Annotated in this window: 13 protein-coding genes; 8 read left to right on the forward strand and 5 right to left on the reverse strand. The window is 73.6% G+C overall.

Translation table 11 applies throughout. From position 1 onward, the window contains the following. Positions 1–34 precede the first annotated feature (34 nt). Complete coding sequence (locus ACQUSR_RS19920; protein ID WP_431043934.1) at positions 35–652, forward strand: SecDF P1 head subdomain-containing protein; 618 nt, start codon at positions 35–37, stop codon at positions 650–652. A gap of 151 nt (positions 653–803) precedes the next feature. Then, positions 804–1,013, forward strand: a complete 210-nt coding sequence (locus tag ACQUSR_RS19925) for a hypothetical protein (protein WP_431043935.1) — start codon at positions 804–806, stop codon at positions 1,011–1,013. A 32-nt stretch (positions 1,014–1,045) separates the two neighbouring features. Here ACQUSR_RS19925 and ACQUSR_RS19930 read toward each other — a convergent pair whose 3' ends face one another. Next, positions 1,046–1,939, reverse strand: coding sequence for an NAD(P)-dependent oxidoreductase (locus tag ACQUSR_RS19930; protein ID WP_431043936.1), 894 nt, complete (start codon positions 1,937–1,939; stop codon positions 1,046–1,048). 189 nt (positions 1,940–2,128) lie between these two features. On the opposite strand from ACQUSR_RS19930, the gene ACQUSR_RS19935 reads away from it, so the two are divergent. Together ACQUSR_RS19935 and ACQUSR_RS19940 are read left to right on the forward strand one after the other, a co-directional pair. Continuing rightward, positions 2,129–3,544 carry an amidase gene (locus ACQUSR_RS19935; protein WP_431043937.1) on the forward strand — a complete coding sequence of 472 codons (1,416 nt, stop codon included), beginning with the start codon at positions 2,129–2,131 and terminating at the stop codon, positions 3,542–3,544. Between the two features lie 55 nt (positions 3,545–3,599). Continuing rightward, positions 3,600–4,103 (forward strand): gluconokinase, encoded by a 504-nt coding sequence (locus tag ACQUSR_RS19940; protein ID WP_431043938.1) that lies wholly within the window; start codon positions 3,600–3,602, stop codon positions 4,101–4,103. Here the strand turns inward: ACQUSR_RS19940 and ACQUSR_RS19945 are convergent, their stop codons facing one another. After that, positions 4,104–5,651: an FAD-dependent monooxygenase gene (locus tag ACQUSR_RS19945; protein ID WP_431043939.1), complete on the reverse strand. Its 1,548-nt coding sequence runs from the start codon at positions 5,649–5,651 to the stop codon at positions 4,104–4,106. It lies immediately after the preceding gene. 68 nt (positions 5,652–5,719) lie between these two features. Between ACQUSR_RS19945 and ACQUSR_RS19950 the strand changes: the two genes are divergently transcribed. Continuing rightward, complete coding sequence (locus ACQUSR_RS19950) at positions 5,720–6,373, forward strand: TetR/AcrR family transcriptional regulator C-terminal domain-containing protein (protein WP_431043940.1); 654 nt, start codon at positions 5,720–5,722, stop codon at positions 6,371–6,373. A gap of 2 nt (positions 6,374–6,375) precedes the next feature. On the opposite strand, the gene ACQUSR_RS19955 is transcribed toward ACQUSR_RS19950, so the two are convergent. From ACQUSR_RS19955 to ACQUSR_RS19965, 3 genes are read right to left on the reverse strand one after another with little or no spacing between them, the layout of a single operon-like run. Further along, positions 6,376–7,548 carry an acyltransferase family protein gene (locus ACQUSR_RS19955; RefSeq protein WP_431043941.1) on the reverse strand — a complete coding sequence of 391 codons (1,173 nt, stop codon included), beginning with the start codon at positions 7,546–7,548 and terminating at the stop codon, positions 6,376–6,378. A 25-nt stretch (positions 7,549–7,573) separates the two neighbouring features. Further along, on the reverse strand, positions 7,574–8,977 hold the full coding sequence (locus tag ACQUSR_RS19960) for a polysialyltransferase family glycosyltransferase (protein ID WP_431043942.1): 1,404 nt from the start codon (positions 8,975–8,977) through the stop codon (positions 7,574–7,576). After that, positions 8,977–9,954 (reverse strand): glycosyltransferase family 2 protein, encoded by a 978-nt coding sequence (locus ACQUSR_RS19965; protein WP_431043943.1) that lies wholly within the window; start codon positions 9,952–9,954, stop codon positions 8,977–8,979. The genes ACQUSR_RS19960 and ACQUSR_RS19965 overlap by 1 nt, the downstream gene beginning before the upstream one ends. A gap of 187 nt (positions 9,955–10,141) precedes the next feature. On the opposite strand from ACQUSR_RS19965, the gene ACQUSR_RS19970 reads away from it, so the two are divergent. From ACQUSR_RS19970 to ACQUSR_RS19980, 3 genes are read left to right on the forward strand one after another with little or no spacing between them, the layout of a single operon-like run. Beyond that, positions 10,142–11,509, forward strand: coding sequence for a DUF6716 putative glycosyltransferase (locus tag ACQUSR_RS19970; protein ID WP_431043944.1), 1,368 nt, complete (start codon positions 10,142–10,144; stop codon positions 11,507–11,509). Further along, on the forward strand, positions 11,506–11,874 hold the full coding sequence (locus ACQUSR_RS19975; protein WP_431043945.1) for a hypothetical protein: 369 nt from the start codon (positions 11,506–11,508) through the stop codon (positions 11,872–11,874). The genes ACQUSR_RS19970 and ACQUSR_RS19975 overlap by 4 nt, the downstream gene beginning before the upstream one ends. Positions 11,875–11,903: 29 nt before the next feature. After that, positions 11,904–13,295 (forward strand): cytidylyltransferase domain-containing protein, encoded by a 1,392-nt coding sequence (locus ACQUSR_RS19980; RefSeq protein WP_431043946.1) that lies wholly within the window; start codon positions 11,904–11,906, stop codon positions 13,293–13,295. Positions 13,296–13,346 lie beyond the last annotated feature (51 nt).

A 13,346-nucleotide genomic window follows, 5' to 3' on the forward strand; every position in this document is an offset into this window, starting at 1 on the left:
GAGTTTCAGCAGCGAGTCGAGGGGGGCGGGGCTGGTGCGGATCGGTCGGTCGGGCAGGGCCGCGACGGCGGTGGCGGTGGTGGTACTGGCGGGGACCCTGACCGCCGGATGCGGCGGTGACGATGACGATGACGAGGGCGGCGGCCTCCTGGGCAAGAGGCCGGGTAGGGGAGAGCCGAGCGCCACGGCCCCCGGCCCGGGGTCGAGCAGCCCGCGCGCGGTGCGGGGCGGACCGCTGCGGTTCGTGGCGGTGGAACAGGAGCGGCCCGGCGCCTGCGCGACCGAGTCGGCCACGTCCTTCACCGATGAGGCATCGGGAAGCTGCCTCACCGTCGCCTCCGGGGGAGGGGGCGCCGACGGCATGCTGGTCACGGGCACGCTGTCGTCCGAAGCGAAGTACGACGCGGAGAACGGCAGCGGCTGGATCGTGAACATCGAGCTGACCAGCGGCGACGCCAAGCGCTTCGCGGACCTCACCGGCCGGTTGGCCGGCCGGACGCCGCCGGCCAACCAGCTCGCCGTCATCCGCGGGCACGAGCTGCTCTCCGCGCCGTCGGTTCTCACCGCCATCACCGGCGGCAAGGTGCAGATCAGCGGCAGCTTCACCCGCGAGTCCGCCGAGCGGCTGGCCCACGACCTCGGCGGCGGCTAGGCGGGCTGTCTCCCGGCGGGCCGTCGGGCGGGTGTGCGCCGGGCCGGGCGGCGTCCGCGTGGCGCGCTTGTGACGCCCGGGTCGCCCCGCCCCACACCTCCGGGCGCCCCTGGCCCCCCGCCACCGCGTCTCCGTGCGCGACACTGGCGGCATGTCCGCACCGCGCCGCACCTGCCCCGTCTGCACGCGTCAGATCGCGGTCGTCGGCGGGCGGTTCGCCCGTCACGACCCTCCCGGCCGGCGCTCCGGCTACGACCTGGTGTCCTGCCCCGGTTCGCGGCGCCTCGCGCCGCTGCTGGGTGCGCCGCCGCTGTTCGCCACGGACGAGCCGCCGGCACCGGGGCAGCAGGCCCTCTTCTGACGGACGGCCGAGCGGTCGGCGTACGGGACGGCCTACGCGGGCTCGTCGGTCCGCATCACCTCGAAGATGCTGGTGAACCCCTGCTCACCGAAGCCCTTGGCCAGGGCCCGGTCGGCGCTCGCCTTGACCGCTTCCAGCCCGGTCATGTCGACGCCCTTCGCCCGGCCCGCGTGGAGGACGTGCTCCACGCCGGCCGCCATCATGGCGAGGTTGGCCTGTGCGCCGGGGTAGGTCCGGGCGTCGATGTCGGTGGCGATCCCCTCGATGATCGGCGGCATGATCTTGCCGATCTCCAGCGCGAACGGGGCGAAGTCGGCGGCCGTCACGCCTTCCGCGGCCGCCATCGCGAAGGAGCGCAGCAGCCCCCCGTACGCGGAGTAGAAGATGTTCAGCATCGCCAGGTCGTAGACCGCGGCGAGGCCCGGGTCCGTGCCGAGGAAGGGCAGGTTGCCCGCGAGCGCCCGCAGGCTCGGCTCGTGTGCCTCGAACGCGGACCGCGTGCCGCTGAAGAGGATCAGGGCGTCGGGCAGGCCGATCACCGGGGTCGGCACCATGATGGAGCCGTCCACGTAGTCGATGCCCGCTTCGGCCGCCCACCGCGCGGCTTCCCGCGCCCGCTCCGGGGTGTCGGAGGTGAGGTTGACCAGCGTCCGGCCGCGCAGGGTGTCGGCGAGGGGCTCCAGGACCGCCTGGGAGGCGTCGTAGTCCGTCATGCAGACGACGGTCAGCGGGCCGGCGGCGACGGCCTCGGCGGCCGTGGCGGCACGCCGGGCGCCCTTGGCGACCAGCTCTTCGTCCTTGCCCGCGGAGCGGTTCCACACCGTCGTGGGGTGGCCGCCGTCGAGGAGGGCGGCCGCCAGGGCCTGGCCCATGGCGCCCAGGCCGAGGACGGTGACGGGTGCCTGGGCGGACGTGCTCGCGTGCATTCGAACTCCTGTTCCTTGCGGGTCGTGCTCCAGCGTCCTCGCGGCGCTCCGGAGGATCAAGTACTGACAAAAAGGTGCGTAGGCGTTGTGCTGCTGCGCGGCCAACCCCGTGCGCACTACCGTTTGTTCGAGGGGCAGAGTGTTCGAGGGGTGTCGTCGCCCCCCCCACACACGGCCGAGGAGGCGCACATGACCGCCGTCATGACCCGGGGCCTGGCCGGACAGGCCCGCGCGCTGGCCGAGGGCGAGGTGTCCTCCGTCGACCTGGTGGCCGAGTCGCTCAGGCGGATCGCCGCCACGCGGGCCACGCTCAACGCCTTCCGCCGGATACGGGCCGAAGCCGCGCTCGCGGAGGCCGAGGAGGCGGACCGGCGGCTGGCGGCGGGTGAGCGGCTGCCGCTGCTGGGCGTGCCGGTCGCGGTCAAGGACGACACGGACGTGGCGGGGGAGCCGACCGCCTTCGGCTGCCGCGGCGACTTCCCGGTCAGGACGGCGGACGGGGAGGCGGTGCGGCGGCTGCGCGCGGCCGGGGCGGTGATCGTCGGCAAGACGAACACCCCGGAGCTGGGTCAGTGGCCGTTCACCGAGGGGCCCGCCTTCGGCGACACCCGCAACCCGTGGCACCTCGGCCACACTCCCGGCGGCTCCTCCGGCGGCGCCGCGGCCGCCGTCGCCGCCGCCCTGGTGCCCGCCGCCCTCGGCTCCGACGGCGCGGGCTCGGTCCGGATCCCCGCCGCCTGGACCCATCTGGTGGGCGTCAAACCGCAGCGCGGCCGGATCTCGACCTGGCCGGACGCCGAGGCGTTCAACGGCATCACCTGCCACGGCACGCTGGCGCGCACGGTCGCGGACGCCGCGCTGCTGCTGCACGCGGCCGCCGGCAACCGCCCGGAGGACCTGCACCGCCCGCCCGCCGTGGACGTCCTGTCCGCCGTCGGCCGCGACCCGGGGCGGCTGCGCGTCGCCCTGTCCTTCAAGCCCGCGTTCACCGGCATACCGCACCGCCTCGACCCCGCCGTCCGCGCCGCCGTGCTGCGGCTGGCGGACCGGCTGGCGGCCCTCGGCCACGAGGTCTCGGAGGCCGATCCGCGCTACGGGCAGGTGGGCCTGGTCTTCGTACCGCGCGCCACGGCCGGTCTGCGGGACTGGGCGGACCGCGTCCCCGACCGGTCCCTGCTCGACGCCCGCACCCGCACCGCCGCCCGCACCGGCCGGCTCCTGGGCGGCGGACCGCTGCGGCTGGCCCGCGCCGCCGAACTCCCGCTGCGCCGCCGGGTGGGCGAGCTGTTCCGCCGGTACGACGTCGTCCTGACCCCGACCACGGCCGTACCCCCGCCCCGCGTCGGCGCCATGGCCCGGCTGTCGGGCTGGGCCACGGACCGGGCGATGATCGCGGCGTGCCCCTACGCCTGGCCCTGGAACGTACTGGGCTGGCCGGGCGTGAACGTCCCCGCGGCCCTGACCGGCGACGGCCTCCCCCTGGGCGCCCAACTCCTCGGCCCGGCCAACAGCGAGCCGACGCTGCTCTCACTCGCCGCGCAACTGGAAGCGGACCAGCGCTGGCACGAGCGGTGGCCGCCGGGCGTGTCGCCGGTCGCCGGATGAGCGGCACCACAGGCACAGCGAGGAAGACAACGAGGAAGGCAGCGAGGTGGCTCCGATGAACCCGCCTAAGGTCGTCGTGGTCATGGGCGTGTCCGGTACGGGCAAGTCCACGGTCGGCGCGCTGCTGGCGGCCGGGCTCGGCGTCCCGTATGCCGAGGCCGACGACTTCCACTCCCCGGCCAACATCGCCAAGATGACCGCCGGCCTCCCGCTCGACGACGCCGACCGCGCGCCCTGGCTCGACGCCATCGGCGACTGGGCCCGCCGGCACCTGGCCGGAGGCGGAGTGGTCAGCTGCTCCGCGCTCAAGCGCGCCTACCGCGACCGGCTCCGCGCGGCGGCCCCCGGCCTGTTCTTCCTCCATCTCACCGGCGACCCCGCGCTGATCGCCGAGCGGATGGCGGCCCGTCGGGGCCACTTCATGACCGGCAGGCTGCTGGACTCGCAGCTCGCCACCCTCGAACCGCTCCAGCCCGACGAGAGCGGCACCGAGCTGGACATCGGCGCCCGGCCGGACGCCATCACCGAGCAGGCCCTGGCCGTGCTCGCGGCGAACTGATCACCGGGTCGCCGCCCGGTCCAGGACCCCGTAGCGCCTGAGGCAGTCGCCCAGTGCCCGCACCCCCTCCGCGTCGTCCGCCGCCGCGAAGGCCACGTACCCGTCGGGGCGGATCAGGAAGAGGCCGCGCTCGGCGTACGCCTTGCGTATGTGGCCCGCGGGGTCCAGCAGATCGGGCGTGGGCCCGCCGACCGCGTACGTGCGCAGCAGATCCCCCTCGTACGGAGGCAGTTCGCACCCACCCAGTGCCAGGAGCGTGAAGTGGGGGCCCCGGAAGGCGTCGAACAGCCGGTAGGGGGTGCTGTCCGGGAGGGTGCACGGGGCGTCCGGGGCACGGTCGCCCGCGCGTAGCGCGTCCTGCGGCAGTGCGGGCCGTAGTTCCGAGGCGAGCGGTCCGCCCCGGTAGGTCAGCCCCAACTGGTGGACTTCCGCCGCGCGTTGCTGCCCCTCGGCGTCGCCCGCCATGGCCGCCCGGTGGATGCGGGTGCTGATGCCCAGTACGCCGGCGGCGACCGGAAGCCGCTCCTCCTCGTAGGAGTCCAGCAGCGCCGGGTCGGCCCCGTGGCGCAGCACCTGGCCGAGCTTCCAGCCCAGGTTGTAGGCGTCCTGCACGCTGGTGTTCAGGCCCTGGCCGCCCGCCGGGGAGTGGACGTGCGCCGCGTCCCCGACGAGGAAGGCCCGGCCGTCCCGGAACCGGTCCGCCATCGCCGCCCGCGCCCGGAAGGCGGAGGCCCACAGGACCTCGCGGACGTCGGCGGCGGTCAGCGGGGTGCGGTCCGCGACCAGTCGGCGCACCGCCTCGGGCGAGGTGCCGGGTACGGCGTCGGCGTCCTCGTACTGCGCGAGTACCTGGAAGTGGTCCGTTCCGGCGAGCGGGCACAGCGCGAAGCCGCCGCCCGGGGCCTGCCGCCACACGTGCCAGTGGTCGGCGTCGATCCCGTCGATCCGGACGTCGGCGACCAGCATCGGGCGCGGGTCGACGGTCTCCCCGGTCATGCCGATGCCCAGGGCGGCGCGGACGGTGCTCCGCCCGCCGTCGGCCGCCGCCAGATAGCGGGCGCGTACGGTCGCGGTCGACCCGTCCGCGTGCCGCAGCCGGGCCTCCACCCCGTCCGCGTCCTGGTCGAAGCCGATCAGCTCCGTGCCGAACCGCACGCCGCCGCCCAGCTCCAGCAGCCGCGCGTACAGGATCCGCGAGGTGCGCCACTGCGGGAGCATCCAGGCCTTGCGGTACGGGGCGTCCGGCGTCGGCTCGGCGCTGTCGATCATCTGGAACGCGCCCGACCGCCGGTCGCCCTCCCAGCCCATCATCGGCGGGTACGGGCCCCCTGCGGCCCGCACCGCCGCGAGGACGCCGAGGTCGTCGAAGACCTCCTGGGTGCGCGGCTGGAGTCCCTTGCCCCGCGAGCCGGGGAACAGCTCCGCGCCGCGCTCCACCACCTGAGCCCGTATGCCGCGCCGGGCCAGATCGACGGCGAGCGTGAGCCCGGCGGGCCCGGCGCCGACGACCAGTACCTCGACCGGCTCCTTAACGTTGTTAAGTTCCATGGTGTCGAGGATGCGCTTAACGTTGTTAAGTTGTCAAGCGCGGTGAGGGGAGCAGGGACAATGGCCCCATGGCGACGACGCGACTGGACCGCGCCCTGGTGGTGGACACCGCGCTGCGGCTGCTCAACGAGGTGGGACTGGAGGGGCTCACCCTGCGCCGTATCGCCAAGGAGCTGAACGTCCAGGCGCCCGCGCTCTACTGGCATTTCAAGAACAAGGGCGAGTTGCTGGACGAGATGGCCACCGCCATCCACCGCGAGATGACCCGCACCCCCATGGCCCCCGCCGCCAGCTGGCAGGAACAGCTCGCCCGGGCCCAGCGCGGTCTGCGCGCGGCCCTGCTGGGCTACCGCGACGGCGCCAAGGTCTTCAGCGGCACCCGGTTCACCGACACCGGCCACGCCGCCGCGATGGAGGCCCACCTGCGCGTCCTGGTCGACGCGGGCTTCACCCCGAGCGCGGCCGCGCGCGCGTCGTTCATCGCGTACACCTTCACGCTCGGCTTCGTGACCGAGGAGCAGGCGGTCCAGGTCGCGCCCGGCGAGCGCGCCGCCGGCTACGACGTCGACGAGCGGGCGGCACGCATCGGCGCGGACCACCCGCTCGCCGCGGCGGCGGGCGCGGACCTGTTCCTGAACTACGAGGAGCGCTTCGAGGAGGGGCTGCGCGTGATCATCGCGGGCATCGAGGCGACCCTGCCGCCGTCGGCCGGGCGGGCCTGAGCTCAGCGCGCCGGCATGAGCGCCCGCTTCAGCAGGGGCGTCAGCCGCTGCTCGACGAACCGGTACAGCAGCCACGCCAGCACCAGCATCAGCGCGAGGGTCAGCGCGAACGTCGCGTATGACGGGACGCCCAGCTCGCGGTGGAGGACCTGGACCGTCACCCAGCCGAGGTGCTCGTGGACCAGATAGAACGGGTACGTCAGCGCGCCCGCGACCGACAGCCAGCGCCAGTCGGCCCACTGGAGCCTGCCGCACGCGACCAGGGCCACCGCCAGATAGCCGAACGCCACCACGGCGATGATGCCGAGCTGGCTGCGGTGGGAGAAGACGTCCCCGCCGGAGGAGGCGTGCCAGAGCCCGGCGACCGCGTAGTGCTGGCCGACCAGGAAGCTCATGCCCACGATGCCCCAGGCCAGCGCGTCATGGCCGAAGCGGTGGATGAGGTACAGGCCGATGCCGCCGATGAAGTACGGGGCGTACTCGGGCATCAGGACGGTCTGAAGGAAGGATTCGTCAGTGGCGTCGGCCAGGGCCGCGGCCAGGGTCCACACGGCGCAGAACAGCACCACCCGCTGGCGGCTGGCGCCCGGCAGGACGACGAAGAGCGCGAAGAGCGCGTAGAAGCGGAGCTCCGCCCAGAGGGTCCAGCACACCCCGAGCACCCGGTCGGCGCCCAGCGGCTGCTGGATCATCGTGAGGTTCAGGAGCGTGTCGCTCGCGGAGACCGTCCGGTACGCGACCCAGGGGAGCGCGAAGACGGCGGTGACCAGGAGGATCGCCGCCCAGTAGGCGGGGAAGAGGCGGGAGACGCGGGAGGCGAAGAAGCCGCGCAGCGGCCGCCCCCATCCGCTCATGCAGATCACGAAGCCGCTGATGACGAAGAAGATCTGGACGCCCAGGCAGCCGTAGGCGAAGTAGCCGGAGGCGGTGGGGAACTGGTCACGCGGCGAGCTGCCCCACGCCTGGGAGATCTCGCCGCCGCGGCCGCCGTAGTGGTACGCGGCGACCATGAGGGCGGCGAGCAGGCGCAGCCCGTCCAGGGCGCGGAGCCGGGCAGCGGGTCGGGAAGGGGACGCGCTCTTCGGGCCGCGCGCCCCCGGTCGTATCTCCGCCCGCTGCCGTGATTCGGACACTCCCGGCTGGGGTGCCGGGAGCGTGCTGCTGGGAGCTGTCACTGGGTGGTCTTCTTACTGTGTGGTCTTACTGTGCGGTCTTCTTCTTGATCTTGCGCTGGACCGCGCGGGCGCGGCGGGCAACGCGGCGGACGGTCTCGTTCCGGGAGACGAAGGAGAGCTGGGAGGGGACCGCGCCCGGCAGGGCCAGCGCGGTCAGCCGGCGGCGCTTGAAGTAGCGCCAGGTGTGCGTGTCCAGACGCCTGCTCAGATAGCGCTCCGCGGCGGGCCGCAGCTGCGGGTAGATCTGTGCCTGCATCGCGAAGCCGACCGCGGCGATCAGACCGGTCAGGTCCGCCTCCCGCGCCGTGCGCTCGCCGGCCGCGGGCGTCCAGCCGGCGACCGCCTCGCGGTTCTCCAGGTTCGGCAGCAGCGCGTCGACGATCGTGACGGGCACCCGGTTGCTGTTCTGATACGGAGTCAGCCGCTCCAGCAGCACCTCGGTGCCGATCCGGGCGGCGGGCAGCCCGTAGAACGCGGTCGCGGTGAGCAGCGCGGTGGAGAAGCAGCCGACCACCAGCGTCGGCCGCAGCCGCTGGTAGAGCACCTCGGCCAGGACCGGCGCGTCCAGCACGGTCAGCTCGGCGCCCAGCTCCCCGGCCTCCTTCTCCAGCATCCGCGACCAGCGGGCGGGGGCGGTGGGGTGCGGCTTGAAGACGATGTTGCGGTGGCCGAGCGCGAAGGCGCCGCGCAGCATGCGGACGTGCAGCCGCTCCTCTTCCTCGGGGGTGAGGATGTCCAGCGCGGACAGGTACTGGCCCAGCAGCAGCACCGGCCGCTCGGCCGCCGCGCCCAGCGCGTCCAGCTCGGGCGTCGAGGGGGCGGCGTGGGACAGCTCGGCGAGTGTCTTGGCGAAGGCGTCGCTCGGGATGATCTCCGGCTCCACACCGAACTCGGTGAGCAGCAGCGGCTTCAGTCCCGGCACCAGATCCAGATGGAGCAGCCGCCGGATCCGGGTGCCGACCAGCGGGTCGAGCTTGTTGCGGGTCGGCCCGTAGCTCATCAGCCCGTCCGCGTAGACGTCCAGCGGCGAGTCGGGGAAGAGCTTGGCGAGGGAGAGCGCCGGGGCCACCTGGATGGATTCCACGGCCAGTTCGACCGTGTCGTCGCCCAGGCCCCACAGCAGCCGCAGATGCCGCTCCCAGAGCGGAACGTCGTTGGCGCGCGGCGACCAGCCGCCCGGGTGGAACGGGCGGATCGTCTCGTTCCAGGACAGGATCCCGTCGAACCGGTCCCGCAGCTGCTCGAAGCCCGGCATCTCGTCCAGCGCCGGGGTGGTCTCCGGCGTCGCGGCGTTGTTGCTGACGAGCAGCAGCCGTCGGTCGGCCGGTCCGAAGAGGTCCGCGTCCAGGGCGGCGGCCAGCGTGGCGGCACCGTAGAGGGTGGAGGCGAAGAAGATCTGGGTGCGCTTGCGTGCGCCGCGCGCGGGCATCAGGCCGCCACCTCTCCGGCCACGGGCCTGCGGCGGAGCCGCTTGAGCCGTGCGGCACGCTCATAATCCATGGAGTTCAGCGCGTCTTTCAGTATGTCCTGCGGCATGCGCTTCATCGCCGCCGCGCTCATGGCGCGCAGCTTGCGGGCGACCGCGGGTTCGAATCTTTCGATGTTGCCCAAATGGTGCGAGATGATGGCGCAATACGTTCGGACGGCTTTCGGGAGGAGTTTATCCGCCTCCGGATCCCGGGCGGTTTCCTCGATAACCTGATCGAATGCGCGGATGAAGTCGAGTTGCCGTACGTCGCCGATCTGGGTGAGCGAAGAGGCGACTCCGCGCCGGTAGAAGACACCCAGCAGGCCGACCACCGCGAAGGTGCGCGCCTCGCGGTGCAGCCGCCAGATCCACGGCCGGTCCTCGGCGGTGCGCAGGCCGTGCGTGAAATGCAGCAGCCCCTCGTCGGCCAGTCGGCGGTGGTACATGCCCGCCCAGGCGTAGGCGTAGTCGACGGAGGTCGAGCGGTCGGCGGGGAGGATGGCGTCGCGCGGGTTCATCACCACGCCGCGGCGGCCCACCGGCACCCGGTGGATCGTGCGTGCGCGGGCGGTGCACTGGACGTGGTCCGTACGGACGAAGTCCACGCCCAAGTCCTCGATGACATCGAGCAGTTGTTCGTAGTAGCCCGGCGCGAGCCAGTCGTCGCCGTCGAGGAAGGTGAGGTACTCGCCGCTCGCCGCGTCCAGTCCGGTGTTGCGCGCGGTGGCGAGCCCGCCGTTCCTCTCGTGCCGCACCAGGACCGCACCCGGCAGCTCGCGCTCGGCGCGCTCCAGGATCTCCGGGGTTTCGTCGGCCGAGCAGTCGTCCACGAGAATGAATTCGAAGTCGTCGCGTGCGTTCGCACGCAGACTTCTCAGGGTGTCAGGGGCATAGGTCTGCACGTTGTAGAACGGCACGATGACGGAGAGCTTAACCACTCGGGTGACGGTAGGTCGCCGTCTGGCATTCGTCTTGACCTGTGGTGTACCTGAAGGTGAACGAAGAACGTCGGAATGGTTAACCCGACGCTCCGGCCTGCCGCTTCGCCAAGCGTCGACGTGCTGTTAACCGTTTGTTGCACCTGCGTTGGGCGGAGAATCGGAATCGCTTCCTACCGTCGGCGACGTGCCCACTCGTACGAATTCCCCCTTGCGCGCAGCAGTGCTCGCCGACTCCGACACCCGGTGGAAGTGGGGCGCGCTCACCGCGCACCGCCTGGTTTCGGATGATCAGGACGACGCCCGGCTGGACGGCTTCCTGCTGCGCGGCCGGGCGACGCCGACGGTACGTCAGCTCGCCGAGGTGGGGGTACGCGCCCAGTCACTGCGCGAGGTCACGGGCGCGGAGTTCGTACGGGCCGTCAGCGGTTCGGAGTACGACGTGATCGTGCTGTCGTGCGTCGGCGGTGCCGTGCAGGCGATGCTGCACGGACTCGGGCGGGCCTGGCGGACGCCCGCCGGGGACGCCGCGGACGCCCGCCGCCCCGTGGTCGTCACCGGCTACGTCGGCGTCGTCTACGAGAAGCTCGCCGACGGCCTGCTGCTGCGGCACGGCGCCGATGTGGTGCTGGCCAACTCCGCCTACGACGCCGACCGGTTCCGGGCGGTCTACCGCGGCGTCGGCGCCGACCCCCGCAGCGTCGTGGAGTGCGCCCTGCCCTTCCTGGGCGGCGCCCCGTACGACCCGGCCGCCCGTGCGCGACGGGCCCACCCCGGCGGCACCGTGGTCTTCGCCGTCCAGCCGTCCGTCCCCGACAACCGCGCCGACCGCGCGTACCTGCTGCGCCGCGCCGTGGAACACGCGCGCAAGCACCCCGACCGCGAGGTGCTGATGAAGCTGCGCAGCAAGCCCGGCGAGCACACCACGCACATCGAGGAACTGCCGTACCAGAAACTGGCGGCCAGGATCGAAGGCGGCGCCCCGCCCAACTTCCGCCTCTCCTACGGCAACATGGGCGAGGTCCTGGACACCGCCGACCTGCTGGTGACGGTCAGTTCGACCGCGGCCCTGGAGTCGCTGCACCGCGGCGTCCCGACCGCCGTCCTGACCGACCTCGGCATCCGCGAGACGCTCGGAAACCACCACTTCCTGGGCTCCGGCTGCCTGGCCTCCTGGGACCAGCTCGACGCGGGGCACCTGCCGAAGCCGGACCCGGACTGGGTGGCCCGCCAGGGCGTACACACCGGGGAGGCGTACCGGAGCGCCTTCGACGCGGCGCGCGAACGGGTCGCCGAACTGGCCGCCGCACCCGAACCGCCGCCGCTGTCCCCCTACTACACGCCGACCACCGCGCCCGGATATCTGCCGCGCATCCTCGGCCGGTACGGCTTCCAGCCCGACGGCACCCCGCTGCCCGGCGCGCCCACCGGGGACGCCGAGCCCAGCGGGCTGCGGCGCGTCGTCCGCAACACGATGCGGGAGGCGGCGCGCGGCGCGTACCGCCACGGCGTGCAGCGCGTGGCGCCCGTCATCCGCCGGATGGGGGAGCTGTGAACAACCGCGGCGCCGGGTGGCGCGGACACCCCGAGCAGCCCGAGCGGCTGGCGCAGCCGGGCCAGTGCGCCGAGCCCGGCCAGCCCAGCTGGCCCGCCGAGCCCGCCCAGCTCGGCCGGTCCGCCGCGCCCGGTCAGCCCCGACACGCCCGGCAGCTCCGGCAGCTCCGGCACTCCCCGCCGTCCTGGCGGCGGGGCGCGCGCGGTGCGTACCGCCACGGCGTGCGGCGCGTGGCGCTCGTCATCCGCCGCATGGGCGGCGCCGCGGGCAGCCGTCACACCCAGCAGGAAGGCGCGCGCGGCGGCCACCGCCCCGGTGCTCCGCGCGTCGCCCCCGTCACCGGCCGTACCGGGGAGGCGCTGTGAGCCGCCCCGACGGCCCCGAAGGAGCCGCAATGCCGACCGTCCCCGAGCGGCGCGTCGTCGCCGTGATCCCCGCCCGCGGCGGATCCAAGGGCGTGCCCGCCAAGAACCTCGCCTCCGTGGGGGGTGTGCCGCTGGTCGCCCGCGCCGTCCGCGAGTGCCGCGCGAGCCGCCTGGTGACGGATGTGATCGTCTCGACCGACGACGCCGGGATCGCCGCCGCCGCGCGGGGCGCGGGCGCCGAGGTGATCCAGCGCCCGACGGCCATCGCGGGCGACACGGCCACCAGCGAGGCCGCCGTACTGCACGCGCTGGACGCGTTCGAGACCAGGCACCGCACCACCGCCGAGGTCGTGCTGCTGGTGCAGTGCACCAGCCCGTTCATCGTCCGGGAGGACGTGGACGGCGTGGTCGCGGCCGTCCTGGAGGACGGCGCCGACAGCGCACTGACCGTGGCGCCCTTCCACGGCTTCATCTGGCGCGACGCGGCGGACGACGGCGGCTTCGCCGCGTATGACGCGACGGCGCACCCGGCGACGCCCGCGGAACCGGCCCTCGGGGGCGCCTCGGCCGCGGCTCCCACGGCTCCGGCGGGAGCCGCCGCGGCGGCCTCGCGCGGGCCGGTGGCGCACCCCACCGGCACGGTCCCGGCCCCCGCCGCCACCGGGCACGACATCGGGGTCCACGCCGCCGAAGGAGGCTACGGCGTCAACCACGACAAGTCCTTCCGCCCCCGCCGCCAGGACCGCCCGCAGGACCTGCTGGAGACCGGCGCCGCGTACGCCATGCGCGTCGACGGCTTCCGTACCGAGAAGCACCGCTTCTTCGGCCGCACCGCACTGGTGCGCACCGACGCCGCCCGCGTGCTGGAGATCGACGATCCGCACGACCTGGCGCGCGCCCGCGCCCTCGCACCGCTGCTGGACGCCCCGCGCCCCGGCAGCCTCCCCACCCGCGACGACATCGACGCGGTGGTCATCGACTTCGACGGCACCCAGACCGACGACAGGGTGCTGATCGACTCCGACGGACGGGAACTGGTCGCCGTGCACCGCGGCGACGGACTCGGCATCGCCGCGCTGCGCCGCGCGGGGCTGGCGCTGCTGATCCTGTCCACGGAGCAGAACCCGGTCGTCGCCGCGCGTGCGCGCAAGCTCGGCATCCCCGTGCTGCACGGCATCGACCGCAAGGATCTCGCACTGAAGCAGTGGTGCGAGGAACAGGGCATCGCCCCCGAGCGCGTGCTCTATGTCGGAAACGACGTCAACGACTTGTCGTGCTTCGACGTGGTCGGTTGGCCGGTAGCGGTGGCCACCGCGCACGACGTCGTGCGCGGAGCCGCCCGAGCGGTGACCTCCACACCAGGAGGGCACGGTGCGATCCGCGAGATCGCCACGTGGCTCCTCGGAAAGGACCTGTCCTGACCCGACGTCCGGGGCCCTGACCCGACGTCCGGGGCGCCTTCACCGTCACCC

It is taken from the genome of Streptomyces sp. P1-3 (assembly GCF_050613155.1).
GTDB lineage: Bacteria > Actinomycetota > Actinomycetes > Streptomycetales > Streptomycetaceae > Streptomyces.

Coding starts and splice junctions, on each gene's coding strand:
- ACQUSR_RS19960 (WP_431043942.1), bottom strand. CDS start 8,977: ATGCCCGCGCGCGGCGCACGCAAGCGCACCCAGATCTTCTTCGCCTCC.
- ACQUSR_RS19945 (WP_431043939.1), bottom strand. CDS start 5,651: ATGGAACTTAACAACGTTAAGGAGCCGGTCGAGGTACTGGTCGTCGGC.
- ACQUSR_RS19950 (WP_431043940.1), top strand. CDS start 5,720: ATGGCGACGACGCGACTGGACCGCGCCCTGGTGGTGGACACCGCGCTG.
- ACQUSR_RS19935 (WP_431043937.1), top strand. CDS start 2,129: ATGACCGCCGTCATGACCCGGGGCCTGGCCGGACAGGCCCGCGCGCTG.
- ACQUSR_RS19940 (WP_431043938.1), top strand. CDS start 3,600: ATGAACCCGCCTAAGGTCGTCGTGGTCATGGGCGTGTCCGGTACGGGC.
- ACQUSR_RS19930 (WP_431043936.1), bottom strand. CDS start 1,939: ATGCACGCGAGCACGTCCGCCCAGGCACCCGTCACCGTCCTCGGCCTG.
- ACQUSR_RS19925 (WP_431043935.1), top strand. CDS start 804: ATGTCCGCACCGCGCCGCACCTGCCCCGTCTGCACGCGTCAGATCGCG.
- ACQUSR_RS19980 (WP_431043946.1), top strand. CDS start 11,904: ATGCCGACCGTCCCCGAGCGGCGCGTCGTCGCCGTGATCCCCGCCCGC.